The organism is Halomonas sp. DP5Y7-2 (genome assembly GCF_019802025.1).
GTDB classification, from domain to species: domain Bacteria; phylum Pseudomonadota; class Gammaproteobacteria; order Pseudomonadales; family Halomonadaceae; genus Halomonas; species Halomonas litopenaei_A.
Genome location: NZ_JAHVHY010000004.1, coordinates 365,935 through 383,724, shown reverse-complemented (window position 1 = coordinate 383,724; position 17,790 = coordinate 365,935). Strand labels below are relative to the sequence as shown.

The following is a 17,790-nucleotide window of genomic DNA, read 5'->3' as shown; positions in this document are numbered from 1 at the left end:
CAGCATTTATCATCGCTGAAACACCACCGTGCGGTTGCCGTTGAGAAACACCCGCCTCTGCAGATGCAGGGCAACCGCTCGTGCGAGCGTCAGACATTCGATGTCACGCCCTCGGGCGACCAGGTCATCCGCTGTATCGGCGTGGGTGACCGGCTCGACGCCCTGGCTGATGATCGGCCCCTCATCCAGGTCGTCATTAATGTAGTGCGCCGTGGCACCGACCAGCTTGACCCCTTTCTCGAAGGCCTGGTGATATGGCCTGGCCCCCTTGAACCCTGGCAACAGCGAGTGATGAATATTGATCGCTCGGCCGGCCAGACGCTCACTCATGTCGCTGGACAGTACCTGCATGTAACGCGCCAGGATCACCAGCTCAGCACCGCTATCCTCGATAATCTGCCACACCTTCGCTTCCTGCTCGGACTTGGTGTCCGCGCTGATCGGGCAATGGTGGTAAGGCAGCCCGTGCCATTCGGCCAAGGGCGCGAGGTCCGGGTGATTGGACACGATGGCCTTGATCTCGACCGGCAGCTGTCCGGTACGATAGCGATAGAGCAAGTCATTGAGACAATGATCTGCCTTCGACACCATGATGACCACCGGCGTCAGTCGATCAGGGGCCGTCAGCTCGAAGGTCATGGCAAACTCGGCGGCACGCTCGGAAAAACGTTGCTCAAAATCCGTGGCCGAAAAGCCCCCGTCAGCCGAGCCGGTGCTGGATGGCCCGCCCCCACCCGGGGGGCGAAACTCGGTGCGAATGAAGAACCGGCTGGAGCTGGCATCATCAAAGGACTGCTGCTCAGTGATATAGCACCCTTGCTCGCGCAGGAAGCGGGTCACCACGTCCACGGTGCCTAGGCGGCTTGGGCACTGGGCGGTCAGAATCCAGTTGGCAAGGCCCGTCGGGCGGTCAGTGCTCATGAACGCTCCCCATCAACGGCATCATCGACGTCACGCTCGACGCCGATGGCAAACTCCTCACCAGCATCCAGCAGCCACCGATAAACGTAGTCGACGAAGCTCGCCCGAACCACCAGCTCCCAGCCTTTGTCGTCAGGCCGCCTGAGGATCACGCTGGACTTGGCGAACACCGTCGTCACCCCCTTGCCAGGGGGAAAGTGACGCGGGTGAACGTCGTAGACGACCGATTTCATCAGTAGCTCGCGCATGGCGTCGTCATCCCCGCTCAAGGCGATCACCGTCTGTCCTGCACTGACATCGGTGAAGGCGACGCTGGCATCCCCCAGCACCGCGCGCAGACCGAGCTCGACCCGATGGGCATCACCCGGGGGCAGTATCGCCAGCCATTCATCCGGCGACAGCCATTGCAAAGACGCCGCGTCACCCTGCACCAGTTCGTGGGGACGCGCCGGCAGCGCCAGCCCCAGCACGCTGCGCACGGCTTCATCCAGCAAGATGGCCCCACCCCGCAGAATGAGGTGGTCGTGCCGGCGTTCTCGCATCACGACGCGAGACGCCGTCGATGGTGCCGGGACACCGACATGCTGATAGGACCAGGCCAACGGAGACGTCATGACCGATCTGCTGTGGGGATAGGCATCAAAGACATGCACAGTAGGCATCACTTCAGACATTCTGGCGCTCTCCCTTCGGATCGAGGAACACGGTAGAGACGATGCGCGCCTCGTGAGTCTTGCCATCCACACAGGGAAGATAGACGGTCTCGCCCAGGCGCTGATGACCTCCCTTGACCACCGCCAGGGCGAAGCCGGTCTCGAGGGTCGGGCTGTAGTAGCTTGAGGTGACGTGGCCCACCATGGGCATCGGCACCGGATGCTGGGGGTCGAGCACAATCTGCGCGCCCTCTTCCAGCACCACCTCGGGGTCGACGGGGCGCAGCCCTACCAGTTGCTTGCGATCTTGCCGCGCGGTATCAGTGCGGCTCAGGGCGCGCTGTCCGACCCAGGAGAACGGCTTGTCATAGCCTATCGCCCACTGCATGCCGAGATCTTCCGGCGTCACCGAGCCATCGGTATCCTGGCCGGCGATGATGAAGCCTTTCTCCGCCCGCAGCACGTGCATGGTCTCGGTACCGTAGGGGGTAAGGTCATACTTTTCGCCATGGGCAAACAGCGTCTTCCACACATGCAGGGCGGCGTGGGCCTGCACGTTGATCTCGAAGGCCAGTTCACCGGTGAAGGAGATTCGGAAGATGCGCGCCGGCACCCTGGCCACCCGGCCCTCTCGCCACTCCATGAACTTGAACGCCTCGCGATCCAGGTCGATATCCTCTACCACTTCGCTCATCAGCTCACGCGCCTTCGGCCCCGTCACGGTCATGGTCGCCCAGTGATCCGTAACCGAGCTGAAGGTCACGTCGAGATCCGGCCACTCGGTCTGGTGCCACAGCTCCAACCATTCGAGAACGCCAGCGGCACCGCCGGTTGTGGTGGTCATCAGGAAATGGTTGTCGGCCAGACAGCTGGTCGTACCGTCATCCATGACCATGCCGTCGTCCTTGCACATCAGCCCGTAACGCACCTTGCCCACGCCCAGCTTGGCCCACTTGTTGGTGTAGATGCGGCCGAGGAACTCGCGGGCATCGGGGCCCTGGATGTCGATCTTGCCCAGGGTCGAGGCATCGAGGATCCCGACGCCCTCGCGGACCGCCAGGCATTCACGCTTCACCGCCTCATGCATCGTTTCAGGCTGGCCATTGTGGCGCCGTGGAAAGTACCAGGGGCGCTTCCACTGTCCGACATCCTCGAACTCGGCCCCTCGCTCCACGTGCCAGGAGTGCAGCGCACTGTAGCGCTCAGGATCAAACAGTGCTCCACAGTGGCGCCCCACCACCGCGCCGAAAGTGACCGGCGTATAGTTGGGCCTGAATACCGTGGTACCGACCTCGGGAATCGAACGACCCAGGCAGCGAGCGGCGATGGCCATGCCATTGATGTTGCCCAGTTTGCCCTGATCGGTGCCGAAGCCCATGGCGGTATAGCGCTTGACGTGCTCGATGGATTCAAAGCCTTCACGGGTGGCCAGCTCGATGCCGGCAGCGGTGACATCGTTCTGCAGATCCACAAACTGCTTGGGGGCACGCAAGGTCGGTTTATCGTGGGGCACCTGGAACAGCGCCACCGCCTCGCCCTGGCGCACTTCCGTCACTCTGGGAAGCCGGCCTTGCGAGCCAGCGTGGCTGTCATTGCCGTCAGTGTCGTCGCTGTCAGAACTGTGGTTGTCAGAACTGTGGCTGTCAGTACCGTTACTGTCAGTATCATTAAGCGTCGTACCCTGACCGCCGACATCCAGGTTCGCCTCTGCCGCCGCCTGGCGACCCGCCTCCTGCCCCTCGGCCAGGGTGGACGCCAGGGTAAAGGTGCCACCGGCACTGCCCGCCACCAGCATGCCCTGGGGCAAGCTGGGCACGAAGGCGATCAGGTCGTCGCGCCAGCTCGGCCGTGCCCCGGTATGCGACGCCAGGTGAATCACCGGGCTGAATCCGCCGGACGTCGCCAGCGTGTCGCAGGCCAGGGTCTCAGCGCTTCCGGCGAGGCCGAAGCCGTCGATATCGATGGCCGCCACCCGCACCGAGGCAACGCGCTGCTCGCCGCGTGCCTCGATCACTGCCGAGCCTGGCAGGATGCGGACACCTCGTGCTCTGGCCTGCTCGACCAGCTCGCCGTCAGGGGCAGAGCGGGCGTCCGCCACCGCGACCACCTCGCGGCCAGCGTCGAGCCAGTCAAGCACCGCACGATAGCCGTCATCGTTACTGGTAGACACCACCAGGCGCTGTCCCGGCACGACGCCATAGCGACGAATATAGGTCGACACCGCCGAGCACAGCATATTGCCTGGCACGTCATTACCGGCATACACCAGCGGTCGTTCGTGGGCTCCTGTGGCCAGCACCACCCGAGCGGCACGCACGCGATGCAGGCGTGAGCGCGCCTGGCGCCGCCCCTCGATTCGAGGAGCACAGTGCCCAAGATGTTCAGTGCGCCGCTCATGCAGCGTGACGAAATGATGGTCGTGGTAGCCATTGGCCGTGGTGCGGGGCAACAGGGTCACATCAGCACAGGCGGCGAGCTCTGCCACGGCCTCCTCGACCCAGGCGCTGGCCGGGCCATCATTGAGTCGCTCACGGCAATCCAGCAGCGAACCACCGAAGGATTCCTGCTCGTCACACAGGATGACCCGAGCCCCCGAGCGGGCAGCCTCCAGGGCGGCGGCAAGACCAGCAGGGCCCGCCCCGATCACCAGCACCTCGCAATGACGGTTGATGTGGTCATAAATGTCTGGATCGGCCTCCATGGGGCTACGCCCCAGGCCCGCACTCTTGCGGATATAGCGTTCATAGATCATCCACAGCGAGGCCGGTGCCATGAATGTCTTGTAATAGAAGCCAGGGGGCATCAGCTTGCCACCGACCTTGCCCAGCATGCCCATCAGGTCCCGCTGGACGCTTGGCCAGCCATTGGTGGAGCGAGCGTAGAGGCCATCGAACAAGGCCTGCTGGGTAGCCCGCACATTGGGCACCTGCTCTGCCTCATGCTGGCCAAGCTGGACCACGGCATTGGGCTCCTCGGCTCCAGCCGCAACGATGCCGCGGGGCCGCGCGTACTTGAAGCTACGATTGACGACATCGACCCCGTTGGCCAGCAGCGCCGACGCCAGCGTATCGCCCTGATAGCCGGTGTAGGACTTGCCGTTGAAGGTAAAACGCAGGGGGACGCTGCGATCGATCAGCCCCCCTGTCTCGAGGCGGTTGAGCTGGCTCATGCGCGCACCTCCCGGGTATAGGAAGAATCGTGGGACGCGTCGTGGGATGAAGCGTGAGACGAGAGCTGGGACGTGGCACGGCCCGCGCCGCCATGGCCGTCATCACCGGCGTCAGCTGGTGCCGTCTTGCCGTCAGGATTGGCCTGGGTGAATCGCGGCGCCTCGCCGATGCGGTAGGTCTCGAGAATCTCGTAGGTCTGGGTGTGGCGCGTCATGTTGAAGAACTTGCGACAGCCGACCGCATGAACCCACAGCTCGTGATGAATACCCCGCGGATTGTCACGAAAGAACAGATAGTCCCCCCAGGCTTCATCCGAGCACTGGGCAGGATCCTCGGGCCGCTGAATATGGGCCTGTCCCTTGGGGTGAAACTCTTCTTCCTCGCGCCACTCATTGCAGTGGGGGCAATGGATGTAAAACATGCAAACCTCCTGGACTCAGTGGGCGACACCCGCAGCGCCGTGCTCATCGATCAGGGCACCACTGTGGAAACGGTCGATGGAAAACGGTGCGGCCAACGGATGCATCTCGCCCTTGGCCAGGCTTGCTGCAAACACATGCCCAGACCCGGGCGTGGCCTTGAAGCCGCCGGTACCCCAGCCACAGTTGAAGTAGAGCCCTTTGATGGGGGTCTTCGACAAGATCGGACAGGCATCCGGACAGGTATCGACGATGCCCCCCCACTGCCGATTCATGCGCACCCTTGAGAAGATCGGGAACATCTCGACGATGGCCTGCAGGGTGTGTTCGATGGTGGAGTAGCTGCCGCGCTGCCCATAGCCGTTGTAGCCGTCGATCCCGGCGCCGATGACCAGGTCCCCCTTGTCGGACTGGCTGATGTAGCCATGCACGTGGTTCGACATGACCACAGTGTCCAGCACCGGCTTGAGTGGCTCGGACACCAGCGCCTGCAGCGGATGGCTTTCCAGCGGCAAGCGCAGGCCGGCCAGACCGGCCAGGACACCCGAGTTGCCCGCGGTCACGCAGCCTACGGTGGTGGCCTCGATGTCACCACGGTTGGTATGCACCCCGAGGATGCGCCCATCGCGGATCTTGAAGCCGGTGACTTCGGTCTGCTGCAGAATATCCACACCCAGGGCGTCGGCACCGCGGGCATAGCCCCAGGCCACCGCATCATGACGCGCCACCCCAGCGCGGGGCTGCCATGAGGCGCCCATGACGGGATATCGCGCGTTTTTTGAACAGTCCATGATGGGCACGAGCTGTTGCACACCGCGGGCATCCAGCACCTCGCCGTCGATGCCATTCAGCCGATTGGCATTGACCCGGCGCTGGATATCGCGCATGTCCTGCAGGGTGTGCCCCAGGTTGAGCACCCCTCGCTGGGAGAACATCACGTTGTAGTTGAGGTCCTGGGAAAGGCCCTCCCACAGCCCCATCGAATGCTCATAGAGGGCCGCCGCCTCATCCCACAGGTAGTTCGAGCGCACGATGGTAGTGTTGCGAGCGGTATTACCGCCCCCCAGCCAGCCCTTCTCGATCACCGCGACGTTACGTACCCCGAACTCCTTGGCCAGGTAGTAGGCGGTCGCCAGGCCGTGCCCGCCGCCGCCAACGATGATCACGTCATAGGCCGCCTTGGGAGTGGGGTTACGCCACTGTCGCTGCCAGTTCTCATGGTGGCTGATGGCATGGCGCGCCAGCGCAAATCCGGAATAGCGTTGCATGATGTCTCCTCAAGGATCTCTTTTTCCGCTCAGTGGCATCAGCCCAGTAACGTCAACCCAGTGCCACGGCCACTGCACCGCCAGCTCGCGCCTGGGGTTCCACTACCTGACTAGGCGGACTGCAGCTCGGATGGGTCGGCCATCGCGTAGACCGGGTGACGCGCACACAGCTCAGCGACCCGAGCTCGTACCTCGTCTTCGATGGCGGCGCTATCGTCGCCCCGGGTCAGGGCGTCCAGAACGTCACAGATATCACCGGCAAGCTGTGCACACTCCGCCTCATCGAAGCCCCGGGTGGTAACAGCAGGGGTGCCAATCCGCAGGCCCGAGGTAACGAAGGGACTTTGTGGATCGCCTGGCACGGCGTTCTTGTTGACGGTGATGTGGGCACGGCCCAGCGCCGCGTCAGCATCCTTGCCGGTAATGCCCTGGCGGATCAAAGAGACCAGGAACAGGTGGTCATCGGTGCCACCGGACACCACGTCATAGCCACGCTCAAGGAATGTCGACGCCATGGCTCTGGCGTTGGCGATCACTCGCTCTTGATAGCGCACGAAATCCTGGCTCATGGCCTCGCGGAAGGCGATCGCCTTGGCCGCGATGACATGCATCAGCGGGCCTCCTTGCTGACCAGGAAACACAGCGCCATTGAGCTTCTTGTAAAGCACCTCATCACCGCTGGCCGACAGGATCAGGCCACCGCGAGGACCGCGCAGGGTCTTGTGGGTCGTCGTGGTCACGACATGGGCATGGGGCAAAGGACTGGGGTACAGGCCTGCCGCCACAAGACCGGCAACGTGGGCCATGTCGACCAGCAGCCAGGCTCCGACACTGTCGGCGATGGTGCGAAAACGACGCCAATCCACCACCCGGGAATAGGCCGAAAAACCCGCCACGATCAACTTGGGACGATGTTCGCGTGCCAGGCGTTCGACCTCGGCGTAGTCGATGCGGCCCGTCGCTTCATCCAACCCGTACTGCACCGCCCGGTAATGCTTGCCAGAGAAGTTGGGCGCCGCACCATGGGTGAGGTGACCGCCATGGGCCAGACTCATGCCAAGTACGGTGTCACCCGGCGAGACCAGCGCCATGAAGGCGGCAGCATTGGCCTGGGCACCACTGTGGGGCTGAACATTGGCATAGTCCGCCCCAAACAGGGCACAGGCTCGCTCCATCGCCAGGCGCTCGACCACATCCACGTGCTCGCAGCCACCGTAGTAGCGCTTGCCGGGATACCCCTCGGCGTACTTGTTGGTCAGTTGGCTGCCTTGGGCCTCCATCACCGCCGCACTGGCGTAGTTTTCCGACGCGATCAGCTCTACATGCTGCTGCTGGCGAACCTCCTCCGCGGCAACGGCCTCAGCTATCTGGGAATCGAATCGTGCAAGACAGAGCGACGTCCGCGATGAATGCGCCGTGAACAGATGGGACATGGGGTGCCTCCCGCTATGGCAAGCAACGGTTAAGCGACCGCACTCGCCTGATCAGATTTATCGTTGTCATTGCAGGCACGGGCCGGCAGTCTCACTCGCGAGGTCATCTTCAACCTCCAAGGTAAGCTGCTGCCACAACGCAATCGTTCTGAAAGCGACATCGACGTCTTCAACAAGGACATCTGTCACTCCCGCATGGGTGTCGGCGTTGTCGGCAAGGTCACCGCCTGCTGCCTGGTGCTGTCATTGAAGCCGACACGCCCCGGCGTGACTTGAACAAATGCGACAGCTTTATTGGACGCGGGTGACCGAGACGGTCTGTGTTTGCGAGAGGGTCAGGCTGGGTCGAGAAGGTCAGGCTGGGTCGAGACGCTCAGCCTTGGCCGAGACGAGTGCCAATATGCAGAAAGAAGGGGTCGACGCCGGCTTCCTCGCGCCCCTTGGGATCGCGGCGCAACTGGGAGGGAGACTGGCCATAGGCGGCGCGAAAATGGCGGGAGAAGTGTGCGGTGTCGGCGAAGCCACAGCGTTCACCGATATCGGTGATGCTGTGCTCGGTGAAGTACAGTAGCCACAGGCCATAGCGCAGTCGCAGGTCACGGGCGAACTTCTGTGGCCCGATGCCAAAGCTGTCCTGAAACTTGCGCTCGAGGCCGCGACGGGAGGCGCCTACGCGGCTGGCCAGCTCATCCACGGAAATGACTTCCCCCAGATGCTGCTCCAGGATCGTCACCGCCCGGCGCACGATGCGGTCCTCGATACGCTCGAATACCACGGGCTGTGGCTGGCCATGCTCTCCGCCGCGGTGCCCATCCAGCAGCATGATGTTCAGACTCTTGCGCGCCCAGGCGCGGCCCAGATGACGCTCCACCAGGTACGCCGCCAGATCGGCCGCCGCGGCGCCACCCGCACAGGTCAGACGATCGCCATCATCCACATAGAGCCGATCGGCCACCGCATTGACCTGGGGAAAACGGCGCACCAGGTCCGCATGGTGATACCAGCTGACACAGCAGCGTCGCCCCGCCATCACGCCAGCCTGGATCAGTGACAGCACACCCGTACAGACGCCGACCAGGGGCACGCCAAGCCGAGCCGCCTGACGCAGGTACTCTGACGCCGCAGGATCGTCCGTCGGTGAGCCGTCGAGCACTCCGCCAATGACCACCAGATAGTCGAACTGACGCGGGTCACAAAAGGGCGTGGCAAAGGGTTCACAGGGTGAGATGACCGCACCGCAACTCGACGGTGCATCCTCCCCATCTGCCGTAAGAAAGCGCCAGCGGCAGCGCAATTGACGACTGCGGTCGCCCTCATCGGAGGCCAGTCTGAGGCAATCCACAAAGGCAGCAAAGGGCAACAACGTAAAACGACGCAGCAACACGAAACCTACCGACAGCGCCGGCGGTTGGGCCACCGACGTTGACGCCTCAGACTCAGCCTCAGACAGGGGGGAGGAAGAATCGGTAGGAAACATATCGCTCGTATGCCAGCGGAGGTGGCTGACCAGCGTACCCGATTCCCCCCGACCGCCTCCACTGGGCGTGGATTTTGCTACTGGCACGCCTCGCTACCAGTCGACAGTGACATTGCCTCGGGGCCGACTGCAGCAGGACAGAATGTAGCCCTCGGCCACGTCTTCGTCGGTGATGCCGCCGTTGTGGTCCATCTCCACCTCGCCTGCCACCAGCGGCACTCGACAGGTGCCACAGATCCCCATGCCGCAGGCCTTGGGAATGTGCAGCCCCAACTTGGCGGCCGCTGCGTGCACGGTCTCACCTGGCTGGATACGCACACTTTTCCCTGCAGCCGCGAACTCCACGCAGTGCATGTCCGCGACATCCAGCTCCTCGGCGAGCGCTTCGGCCTGCTCGGCCAGCTCGTGCACGTCCTCCTGAACATCCACCGGCGTCGCGCCAAAGGACTCCTCATGGTAGCGGCTCATATCGAAGCCGCGCTGAACCAGCAGCCGTCGCACCGCCGCCATGAAGGGTGTCGGCCCACAGCAAAAGACCTCGCGATCCATGAAGTCCGGCGCCATCAACTCCAGCATGGCCTCTGACAGGAAACCGCGGTATCCGGCCCAGGACTGGTTCAGATCACTGTCACGCTCGCACACGATGTGCAGCCGAAATTCAGGAAGTCGAGAGAAGATATGGTCGAGCTCTCGGCGAAAGATGATATCCCTGGGAGTTCTGGCACAGTGGACAAAGTCCAGATCCACCGCCGCATTGGTGTCGAAAAACCAGCGCGTCATCGACATCAGCGGCGTGATGCCCACCCCACCGGACAGCATCAGCACCTTGTCGGCCGCATGATCGATACAGTTGAACTCGCCCACGGGGCCGTGCACCGCCAGTTCGTCGCCGACCTTGAGCGACTCATGCAGCCAGTTCGAGACACGCCCTCCCGGCACCCTCTTCACCGTGATCGAGAAGCTGTAGGGAACCGAGGGGGCACTGGCGATGGTGTAGGAGCGAAACACGCACTCATCGTCGATCTCGAGCTCCAGGGTGACAAACTGCCCCGGCTTGAAAAAGAACATGACCGGCTGCTCCGCCATGAAACAGAAGGTGCGCACGTCCCAGGTTTCCTGAATCACCTTGACGCAGCGCACCACGTGGCGTCCGTTGGACCAGGTCTGGGTCGTCACCGGGCTGAGAAAATTCGTCACCATGGCGTCGTCGCTCGCAGCTAGTGGTGGCTCTGATGACCGGGCAACGGCTACCGGCCAGGCTAATGAGGGAATTCTGCCCCTCGTCCTCCCGCCATCACTTGTCTAATCACGACATCAGCATGCTCGATTCCCCCGGGCATGCTCGTCACGGCAGCGATAGCGTCGCAACGGCATCATCTGGTGTCGTCGCCAGACAGCCCTGCTTCGAGCCCTTGTTCCAGACTGCCAGCACGCCACGCCCCACATGCCAGCCACCAGAGGCGTCCATCGCCCGTGACCTGCACGCGCACTGGGCCGTCACCCAGTACCCATTCGATGAGCAAGGACGACGTTCACCGCGAGCGTCTGCCGCATGACCTGGAGAGCAACATGGACCCCATTGCATCACCCCGTCTGGGGGACCCTCTGGAAGAGGCCCGCCACTTCGCCCTGGAAACGGCCATGCATCATCCTCACGGATTTTCGCTGCCCCAGGCGTTCTACAACGATGACCGCCTGTTCAGACTGGACATGCGAACCATCTTTGAAAGGGAGTGGATCTTTGCCGGGATGAGCTGCGAAATCCCAGCGAAGGGGCAGTTCATGACCCTGGATATCGGCGACAATCCGATCATTATCGTGCGCGGAGACGGCGGCAGCCTGCATGCCTTCCACAACACCTGTCGCCATCGAGGCTCACGCCTGTGCGCCACTCAAAGCGGCAAGGTGGCCAAGCTCGTGTGTCCCTACCATCAGTGGACCTATGAACTCGATGGCCGCCTTCTGTTTGCCGGCACGGAGATGGGCGCAGACTTTCGCCTGGAAGACCATGGTCTGGCCCCTGTTGCCCTCACCGAAGCCGGTGGCTATCTGTTCGTCAGCCTGGCCAGCGAGCCACCGGATGCCAGCGATCTCAAGGCCGCCTTTGACAGCTACCTGAGCTTCTACGACATGGATAACCTCAAGGTGGCGGTTACCACCACCATCGAGGAACAGGCCAACTGGAAGCTGGTGCTGGAAAATAACCGTGAGTGCTACCACTGCAACGGCTCGCACCCCGAACTGATCAAGACGCTCTACGAGTTCGACGATACCGAGGACCCACGAGCGACCCCGGAATACCGGGCCCTGGTGGAACGCAAGCAGCAGGAATGGGATGCGCTCGGTATCCCCTGGAAAATGCGCTGGGCAGGCGGCAAGCGCAATCGGTTGACCCGCACGCCACTGGTCGAGGGCACAGTGTCGATGACCATGGATGGACGTCCCGCCTGTTCAACGCCGCTGACCCACCAGGGAATCGAGGACATGGGGTCACTGCGTCTGCTACATCTGCCCAACAGCTGGAATCACTTTGTCGGCGACCATGCGGCGGTGTTTCGTGTGTTGCCGCTGGGCCCCCAGCGCACCCAGGTCACGACCAAATGGCTCGTCCACAAGGACGCGGTGGAAGGCATCGACTACGATCCCGAGAACCTGCGGCGAGTGTGGGATGCGACCAACGCTCAGGACCGTCGCCTTGCCGAGGAAAACCAGCGTGGCATCAACTCACTCGCCTATCGGCCGGGACCTTACTCCCCCACCTACGAATACGGAGTGATCGACTTCATCGACTGGTATCGCAGCACCTTGACCAGCAACCTCTCGGACACCCCGGAACTGAGCCTGGTACGCGCATGATCGAGGTATCCAGGACCTGACCAGCAGGCGGCCTGGCTAAGGCGGCCTGACTAAGGCCGCCTGACTAAGGCCGCCTGACTAAGGCCATCTGACTAGGGCCGCCTGACTAGGGCCGCCTGCTGTCCGTCGCCACCAGCGGGATAACCTCGCCACTCTCGGCGGCCGTTGGTGGCGTCAGATGTTCACGGCGCAACAGTGCATCAAGCTCACGAAACGGCACCGGTCGCGAGAACAGATAGCCTTGGAATGTGGCGCAGCCCAACTGCTTCAAGGTGTAGCAGTGTCGCGCGGTCTCCACGCCCTCGGCCAACACTTCCAGGTCCAGCTCTCGGGCCAGTGAGATAACGCTCCTGCACACGGCAAGGTCTGGCTCGCTATCGAGACAGTGAGCGACGAACCCACGGTCAATCTTGATCTTGTCGATGGGCAGCGACTTCAAGTAGTCAAAGCTGGAATAGCCGGTACCAAAGTCATCGATCGCAGCCGTCACGCCGCGGCGGGACAATTTTTCCAGGGTCTTGGCCACACCCGGCTTGTCTTCCAGCAGCATGCCTTCGGTGATTTCCAGCTCCAGCCAGTCCGATGGCAGCTGAATGTCATCCAACGCCTGGCACACACTGGACAGGAAGTCTTCACGGTGGAATTCCAGTGGCGACAGATTGACCGCCACCCTGCCTGGCGATAAGCCCAGCTGTAACAATCGCTTGGCGTCCTGACAGGCTCTACGCAGAATCCAGCGGCCCAGCTCGATGATCTGGCCGGTTTCTTCCGCCAGAGGAATGAACTCGGCAGGCGACACCCAGCCCAGGTCCGGGTGACACCAGCGCGCCAGTGCCTCCAGTCCCGTGACACGACCAGCACCATCCACCTGGGGCTGGTAGAAGACCTGCAACCGCTGCTGGTCCAGCGCCACCCGCAGTGCATTGCGCAGCATGACATGTCGACCGGAGGCTCCCTCCAGCGTGCGCGAGAATAGCTGGCACTGGTTTCGTCCTCGCTGCTTGGCCTGGTACATGGCCAGGTCCGCCTGCTGGATCAACCGCTGAGAGCTCACCGCCGACTCACTGTCCAGCATCGCAATCCCGATACTCGCGGAGATATGCAGCTGGTGGCCATCCACGCGGAAAGGCTCATGCAACTGCTCAAGCAGCCGTTCGGCCACCACCACCGCTTCCTCTCGCCCACCAATGTCCACCAGCACCATGACGAATTCATCGCCACCGAGTCGTGCCAGGGTGTCCGAGCGGCGCTGTCCTCGCCCCAACCGCTTGGCGACCTGCACCAGCACGCGATCACCGGTTTCATGGCCAAGGCTATCGTTGATCGGCTTGAAGGCATCCAGATCCAGGAACAGCACGGCCAGCCCCTTCTCATGCCTCTGCGCAAGCGCCACATCATGCTCCAGACGGTCTGACAGCAGCAGTCGGTTGGGCAGACCGGTCAAGGCATCGTGGGTGGCCTGATGGGCCAGCATCTCCTCCTGGGCCTTGCGCTGAGTGACATCGTCGACAATGCCGATGAAGTGGCTGACACCCTCACGACTGGCGTGTACCGGAGACAGGGTCATGTCATACCAGCGGCAAGCCCCCACGTCCTGCGTTGCCAGCACCGTGACGGAGCCGGCCTGCCGAGTCTTCATCCAATGACAGATTTCGCCTTCCGTTACCGGGTCAAGTCCCATACGCCGCGCCAGTTCACTGGCCTTGAGGCCGATCAAGTCAGCGTTGCGCGCACCCAGCATGCGACACACCGCGGCATTGACGTAGATGACCGGCCCGCCCCTGGCGATGGCATCGAAAATGACCACGCCATTGGTGCTTTCGGTCAGGCAGCGCTCCATGATCGAGAGCCTGGCCTGCTCCACCTGACGCTGGGTCACGTCGGTAAAGCTTGCAAACAGGCCTGCACAGGCCCCCTCGACCCGAATCTGCTGCAGCCTCACCAGGAAGCAGGAGTGCTGCGTATAGCACTCGAACTTTACCGACTGCTGGCGCCCGGACATGACCTCGTCGAAATGCTCATGCAGCTCAGACGGTGGCGTGTCGCAGCCCATCAACCGGCAGGCGATGTCACCAAAAGGCTGACCGATGGCAGTGGTTTCCGATGAGCCTGCCGACACCGAGACGGCGCCTACCGATGCATGCTGATTCAGGGCACGCTCTGCCGATGCATTCAACTCGGTGACCAGTCCCGAGCGACGTACCTGCAACATGGGATCAGCGCTCAGCCCGAACAGGGAGCGGAACTCCTGCTCTCTTGCCGCCAGGGACATGGCCTGACGACTGCGGATCTTGGCCAGGGAGATCCACACCATCAATTGGTAAGTCGCGAACAGCCCCAATGCCGCCAGCATCGCCGGCAGCAGGACGCCCACCAGCTTTAACGGCAGCGATGCCTGAATACGCAAGGTGCCGCCACCAGACATGGCGATGTCCTCCCGCATCAGCCCAGCAAGACGACCGTGCTCTACCCAGACCTCGCCGGGCCTATGCTCCACCAGCATGCTTTCATTCCAGCCGATCAGCGTCATTCTGGCTTCCAGCCCCTCACTCATGCGATCGAGCCATGGCCCCATACTCACCAACGTCACCAGCCTGGGGCCGAAGCTGCCAAAGCTATTGACCTCCAGCAGGGCGTCTCCCTCGGCGAGTATCCACCAGCGCATGGGTTCATCACGCCGGCGAGCGAGCCAATCGCGAACCTGAGGCATGTCGAGCAGCTCCGCCAGTCGGCTGTCGGCCGAGCCTGAGTCAGGACCAAGACGACGCAACACCTTGCCATCCTGCCACCAGACATAGTCGACGATCTCTTCGTGGCCTGAAGACCCTGTCGGTTCAGGCGACCCTCCGGCCTGGGTCAGCGGCATACTCCATTCGCTCCAGCCTTCGCTGTAGCGTTCCTGCCATTGCGCAATACGACTCCCGAGGATATCCAGCTGGGAGGCGAGATTGTCACTGAGACTGCGTGAATAAAGGTGGTATCCCCCAAACGCCACCAGCAGACTGAGACTGGTGCCTATCAGTCCAGCCCATACGGCACGAGGAGCAAGAACACGGAAGTTGATCACATCAGGGCGTGGCATCAACAGCAAGATCACCCCGAAAATGATGATCATCAGGGTCCCCAGGGGGCGCGTCTCGAACAATAGCTGCCGCCAGCGCGGCACATCCTCGGCATCGCTGATCATCAACAGGGTCAGGCTGCCGCAAGCAATACTCGTCCCGCCGAGGCACTGCAGCAACCATCGCTTCCAGCGATCCGAAGACTCAGTCTCCCGACTGTCCTGCCACACCGAAACGGCCAGCAGCATCAGCAGCAGCGAGGACATGCCCGGCTGGGCGGTCACTCGCCCCGGGTGTTCCCATGCCTGGTCCAGCAGCCATAGCGCCTGGAACAGACCATAGCCAAGCAGCAGCAACGCTGCTCCACGCTTGATGACGCGACGCTGCTGGATCAGCGCAATGATGCCAGCCGTCGCCAGCAGCGACGCCAGGGCCCCCGAGCGACTGAAGGTCAACAGCTCGAACAGGAACAAGGCTGGGGATGGAGGCGCAATCAGCGCATGCAGGGCCACCAGCCCACCAAACGTCAGCAACACCACCACCAGCAGCGTGGTCGCCAATCCCGCTCCTTCTTCCTTATGCCGATCCATCATTCGTCAACCTCGCTCGCGGCTGACTTTCCCGGCGATCCTGCCTGCTGGCTTCCTGCAAACGCCAGCATTATCTGCCATGGCGCCCCTGCTTCAGCGGATACATAGCTTGCGCGTCGGAAAGTCCATCGTTATTTCTGCCTTTGCTAACTATCCTGCACAAGTTGGTGACGTCGCTCTTGGTAACAATATCGTAAACTCATGTAAGAATAATGCTACAAACTTTACAGTCACATCCTACTTAGGGGGAACAACGCCTGACGGCAGTGAGGCCCTATCACTGCGGTCATGGAGCGTTGCTGTGAGCCGGCAGTCATGTGGCCAGGAGCATCGAGCGCCTTGCAAGAGGCCATATGCAGGCGAAAAAGGCAGGTAAAAACAGCAGAGACACACAGTAGGTACTCACCATCGGTACAAACAACAGATAAAAAAGAGGGCAGGCCATTGGCCTGCCCCGTATCGGATCATCGTGACGTGCAGTTAGAGCATCACCAGTGACAGCAGATAGACCAAGGCCATCGCCGTCACCCCCTGCACCAGGGTCGCCAGGGTCTGGGCGCGATAGGCCAAGCCCACGCTCATCCGACTGAACTGAGACACTACCCAGAAGAAACTGTCATTGGCATGGGATACTGTCATCGCCCCTGCGCCGATGGCCATGACGGTCAGCACCCGTCCCATGTCACTCTCGAGACCGAGATCTCCCAGCATCGGGGCCACTAGGGCAGACGTTGTCACCAGCGCCACGGTAGAAGACCCTTGGGCAGACTTGAGCGCCGCAGACACGATAAAGGGCATGAAGATGCCAACCCCCAGTGCGGAAAGCGTCTGCCCAAGGTATTCGCCCAGCTCGGTCGCCTTGAGCACCGCACCGAAGGCACCGCCGGCACCGGTGATCAGCAGAATTGGCGCGGCAGCGACAATACCTTCACCGATACGCTGGCTAAACTCTTCGATCTTGCTCTCACTCTTGAGCAGCATTGTGGAGAGCAGCAAACCGATGACCAGGGCAGTCAACGGCTGTCCCAGGAAGCTGAGCACGGTCAGCACATCACCCTCACCGAAGGGAGCCGCCGGCAGGCGCGCCACCGAACCGATGCAGATCAGCAGGATCGGGATAAAAATCGGAGCAAACGCCGCCATCGGGCTGGGCAGACGGCCGTAGCTGGCACGCAGCGCCTCCCAATCCTGATGGTGGTCGCCGTCCTCGAGGGCCGGATTGGCCACGTCCGGCTCGGTATGACGGAAGCGACGCGCCCACAAGGTGCCAGCCAAGGCGGCAACCGCGGCGACGAAGACCCCCACACCAATCACCAGGCCCAAATTGGCCTCAAGCCCAAGGTTGCCCGCGGCAGCAATCGGACCGGGAGTCGGCGGCACGAAGGTATGCGTGGCATAAAGCCCTGTTGCCAAAGCGACACTCATGGCAATGGGCGATGTCGTCAACTTGCGGGCCAGGGACTCTTTCAGCGAGTTCAGAATCACGAATCCGGAGTCACAGAAGACAGGAACCGAGACGATATAGCCGATAATCGACATGGTCAGCGTCGGAAAGCGATCCCCGAGCTTGGCGATGATCACATCCGCCATGGTGATCGCGGCCCCACTCTTTTCCAGAATGATGCCGATGATGGTGCCCAACACAATGACCAGGCCGATATAGCCAAGGATGCCACCAAAGCCCGATGTGATCGTACTGACCACCGAATCGAGTGGCAGCCCGTAGGCAAAGGCCGCGATAAAGGCCGACGCCAACAGCGCCAGAAAAGGGTGAACCTTTAACTTGCTGGTCGCGATCACGATGAACGCAATCACCAGCAGCAGGATGACAACCAGACTCATGGCGTCTTTGTCTCTCTATGTGGATGAATGGAAGACACCGCCAGCGGACGTGGCAAACGCTCACATCCCGCGACTCACGAGGTGTCCTGCTCCCTGAGG

General features: G+C 62.1%; 13 protein-coding genes. 2 read left to right on the top strand and 11 right to left on the bottom strand.

Annotation, left to right across the window (positions count from 1 at the left end; translation table 11 throughout):
* Nucleotides 1-9: 9 nt before the first annotated feature.
* The 6 genes from purU to glyA all read right to left on the bottom strand — a co-directional run bounded on the left by purU (nt 10) and on the right by glyA (nt 7,864).
* Entirely contained in the window at nt 10-921 is a 912-nt protein-coding gene (purU, locus tag KUW18_RS08455) for a formyltetrahydrofolate deformylase (protein ID WP_222561170.1), read from the bottom strand.
* The gene (locus tag KUW18_RS08450) at nt 918-1,595 is read right to left on the bottom strand and encodes a sarcosine oxidase subunit gamma (protein WP_224851985.1); all 678 of its coding nucleotides are present in this window, start codon (nt 1,593-1,595) and stop codon (nt 918-920) included. Before KUW18_RS08450 ends, purU begins: the two co-directional genes overlap by 4 nt.
* Nucleotides 1,588-4,743, bottom strand: coding sequence for a sarcosine oxidase subunit alpha family protein (locus tag KUW18_RS08445; RefSeq protein ID WP_222561169.1), 3,156 nt, complete (start codon nt 4,741-4,743; stop codon nt 1,588-1,590). The genes KUW18_RS08450 and KUW18_RS08445 overlap by 8 nt, the downstream gene beginning before the upstream one ends.
* Complete coding sequence (locus KUW18_RS08440) at nt 4,740-5,165, bottom strand: sarcosine oxidase subunit delta (RefSeq protein ID WP_222561168.1); 426 nt, start codon at nt 5,163-5,165, stop codon at nt 4,740-4,742. Before KUW18_RS08440 ends, KUW18_RS08445 begins: the two co-directional genes overlap by 4 nt.
* Before the next feature lie 15 nt (nt 5,166-5,180).
* The gene (locus KUW18_RS08435) at nt 5,181-6,431 is read right to left on the bottom strand and encodes a sarcosine oxidase subunit beta family protein (RefSeq protein ID WP_206941283.1); all 1,251 of its coding nucleotides are present in this window, start codon (nt 6,429-6,431) and stop codon (nt 5,181-5,183) included.
* A gap of 110 nt (nt 6,432-6,541) precedes the next feature.
* Nucleotides 6,542-7,864, bottom strand: a complete 1,323-nt coding sequence (glyA, locus tag KUW18_RS08430; RefSeq protein ID WP_222561167.1) for a serine hydroxymethyltransferase — start codon at nt 7,862-7,864, stop codon at nt 6,542-6,544.
* Between the two features lie 63 nt (nt 7,865-7,927).
* On the opposite strand from glyA, the gene KUW18_RS08425 reads away from it, so the two are divergent.
* Nucleotides 7,928-8,140: a hypothetical protein gene (locus tag KUW18_RS08425; protein WP_222561166.1), complete on the top strand. Its 213-nt coding sequence runs from the start codon at nt 7,928-7,930 to the stop codon at nt 8,138-8,140.
* A gap of 97 nt (nt 8,141-8,237) precedes the next feature.
* Here KUW18_RS08425 and KUW18_RS08420 read toward each other — a convergent pair whose 3' ends face one another.
* The 3 genes from KUW18_RS08420 to KUW18_RS19745 all read right to left on the bottom strand — a co-directional run bounded on the left by KUW18_RS08420 (nt 8,238) and on the right by KUW18_RS19745 (nt 10,809).
* A complete protein-coding gene (locus KUW18_RS08420; RefSeq protein WP_206941288.1) occupies nt 8,238-9,341 on the bottom strand; it encodes a GlxA family transcriptional regulator in 1,104 nt (367 codons plus the stop codon).
* A gap of 93 nt (nt 9,342-9,434) precedes the next feature.
* Nucleotides 9,435-10,541 carry a hybrid-cluster NAD(P)-dependent oxidoreductase gene (locus KUW18_RS08415; RefSeq protein WP_222237602.1) on the bottom strand — a complete coding sequence of 369 codons (1,107 nt, stop codon included), beginning with the start codon at nt 10,539-10,541 and terminating at the stop codon, nt 9,435-9,437.
* Between the two features lie 145 nt (nt 10,542-10,686).
* Nucleotides 10,687-10,809 (bottom strand): hypothetical protein, encoded by a 123-nt coding sequence (locus tag KUW18_RS19745; RefSeq protein WP_261315894.1) that lies wholly within the window; start codon nt 10,807-10,809, stop codon nt 10,687-10,689.
* A gap of 101 nt (nt 10,810-10,910) precedes the next feature.
* On the opposite strand from KUW18_RS19745, the gene KUW18_RS08410 reads away from it, so the two are divergent.
* Nucleotides 10,911-12,197: an aromatic ring-hydroxylating oxygenase subunit alpha gene (locus KUW18_RS08410; RefSeq protein WP_222561289.1), complete on the top strand. Its 1,287-nt coding sequence runs from the start codon at nt 10,911-10,913 to the stop codon at nt 12,195-12,197.
* Nucleotides 12,198-12,303: 106 nt separating this feature from the next.
* Here KUW18_RS08410 and KUW18_RS08405 read toward each other — a convergent pair whose 3' ends face one another.
* Both KUW18_RS08405 and KUW18_RS08400 read right to left on the bottom strand, forming a co-directional pair.
* A complete protein-coding gene (locus KUW18_RS08405; RefSeq protein ID WP_222561165.1) occupies nt 12,304-15,852 on the bottom strand; it encodes an EAL domain-containing protein in 3,549 nt (1,182 codons plus the stop codon).
* A 477-nt stretch (nt 15,853-16,329) separates the two neighbouring features.
* The gene (locus KUW18_RS08400) at nt 16,330-17,691 is read right to left on the bottom strand and encodes a GntP family permease (protein WP_206941296.1); all 1,362 of its coding nucleotides are present in this window, start codon (nt 17,689-17,691) and stop codon (nt 16,330-16,332) included.
* Nucleotides 17,692-17,790: the final 99 nt, after the last annotated feature.